Source organism: Arthrobacter sp. Y3223164 (assembly GCF_059091005.1).
This window is the reverse complement of record NZ_JBNHGF010000446.1, coordinates 1-2021: the sequence shown is the minus strand read 5'-3', so window position 1 is coordinate 2021 and position 2021 is coordinate 1. Positions and strand designations below refer to the sequence as shown.

The following is a 2021-nucleotide window of genomic DNA, read 5'->3' as shown; positions in this document are numbered from 1 at the left end:
TGGATTTCAGACGTGTGATATTCCTATCCGACTCCGTCCAAGAGCCGCCCGGAAGGCGTCGCCGCCACCGCTCCGCTGCCGCTTAAACGACGTAGCTGACGCCGGCTACCGCGACCGCGAGATCGCCGACGTAGGTTTCGCGGGCCTCCTCGACGGTACGCACGGAGTCGTTCCAGACGGGCAGGTGGGTCAGCAGCAGCCGCCGGACCTGCGCCTCGGTGGCAGCGGCACCAGCCCGCTTTCCGGTGAGGTGCACGCCGTCGACGGCGTCGTCGCGTCCCTCGTGGAAGGCCGCCTCGCACAGGAACATGTCCGCGCCGAACGCCGCTTCGACCAGTGCGGGACAGCTGTCGGTGTCACCGGAGTAGGCCAGCACCCGCGTGACCGGCCCCTCGGACGTGGGCTCCGTAGCCTCGACCCGGATCGCGTAGGCCTCATCGACGGGGTGGCGCACCGGATACGGCGTGATGGTGAACGGGCCCAGCTTCACCGGTTCCCGTTCCGCCCAAACGTGGAAGTCGAACTCCTCTTTCATGCCCGGATCCAATTCCAGCCCGTAGGCGGTGGCCATGCGGTCCGCCGTGGCGGCCGGCCCCCACACGGGGATGCGGCCCTTGGTCCAGCCGTCGGGATTCCAGCGCACCGCCACATGCAGGCCGCACAGGTCCATGCAATGGTCCGGGTGCAGGTGGCTCAGGAAGACGGCGTCGATATCCTCCAACGCCATGTAGCGCTGGGCGGTGCCCAGGGCGCCGTTGCCCAGGTCGAGCAGGATGCGCCAGGTCCGCTCGCCGTCGTGGGCGCTGACCAAATAGCACGACGCCGGTGACTGCGGTCCGGGAAACGAGCCGCTGCAGCCGATGATGGTCAGGTTCATGCCCGCTCCCCCGGGTTGTACTGCCCCGATGCACCGGCGAACGGCGAAACCTTCGGGCCCGCCTGCGCCCCGGCGCGCGCGGCGGCAACCATCTCCGGGGTGATCCTGGCCATGCTCCCGGTGGGATACTGCGCCGCCACGTGCTCCACATGCTCCACGGCGATCACTTCCGGCCCCAGGAACCGGCGCGCCAGCACCTCGAAGGATGCTGCGTCGCCCGTGGCAATGAAGTGGTGCCGGCCCGGCGTCCCTTCCGGACGCAGCAGATCGTGGGACACCAAAGACCGGTAAACGTCCTTGGCGGTCTCTTCCGCGCTGGAAACCAGCGTCACGCCGTCGCCCATGACGTAGGAGATCACGCCGGTCAGCAGCGGATAGTGCGTGCAGCCGAGCACCAGCGTGTCCACGTCGGCACGTTTGAGCGGCTCCAGGTACTCCTCGGCGGTGGACAGCAGCTCCTGGCCGGCCGTCACGCCGGCCTCCACGTATTCCACGAACCGGGGGCAGGCCACGGAGGTGACGTCGAGGTGCGGCGCGGCGGCGAAGGTGTCCTCGTAGGCGCGGGAACCGACGGTGGCCGAGGTGCCGATCACGCCGATCCTGCCGCTCCGCGTGGAGGCGACCGCGCGGCGGACGGCTGGCTGGATCACCTCGATCACCGGGATGCCGTAGCGGGCCGTGTAGCGCTCCCGGGCGTCGCGCAGGACGGCGGCGGAGGCGGAGTTGCAGGCGATCACGAGGAGCTTCACGCCGGCGTCCACGAGTTCATCCATCACGCCCAGCGCGTTCGCGCGCACCTCGGCGATCGGCAGCGGCCCGTAGGGACCGTTTGCGGTGTCGCCAACATACAAGATGGATTCGTTGGGCAGCTGGTCTATCACTGCGCGGGCCACGGTCAGCCCGCCCACCCCGGAATCAAAGATGCCGATCGGAGCTGCAGGTTGGATCAACATCTTCAGTTTCACTGCCTTTCCGGGCTCATGTTCACTAGAGGATAAGACGTTGGCGGCCGGTTGAGCGAACTTCTGCGCGGCTTCTGTAAGCCATCTCACAGTGTTTCCCCACCGACGCCGCCTCCCGACCGGGGCGCCGCCTGGGCGCGGACCCGGAAAGGTTGCGGCCCATCTCCGGCGGCCGTGGCCGG

Annotated in this window: 2 protein-coding genes; both read right to left on the bottom strand. The window is 68.6% G+C overall.

Annotation, left to right across the window (positions count from 1 at the left end):
- Positions 1–82 precede the first annotated feature (82 nt).
- Entirely contained in the window at positions 83–877 is a 795-nt protein-coding gene (locus AC5RUJ_RS15200) for an MBL fold metallo-hydrolase (protein WP_494000101.1), read from the bottom strand.
- A complete protein-coding gene (gene murI / locus AC5RUJ_RS15195; RefSeq protein ID WP_494001275.1) occupies positions 874–1830 on the bottom strand; it encodes a glutamate racemase in 957 nt (318 codons plus the stop codon). Before murI ends, AC5RUJ_RS15200 begins: the two co-directional genes overlap by 4 nt.
- Between the last annotated feature and the right edge of the window lie 191 nt (positions 1831–2021).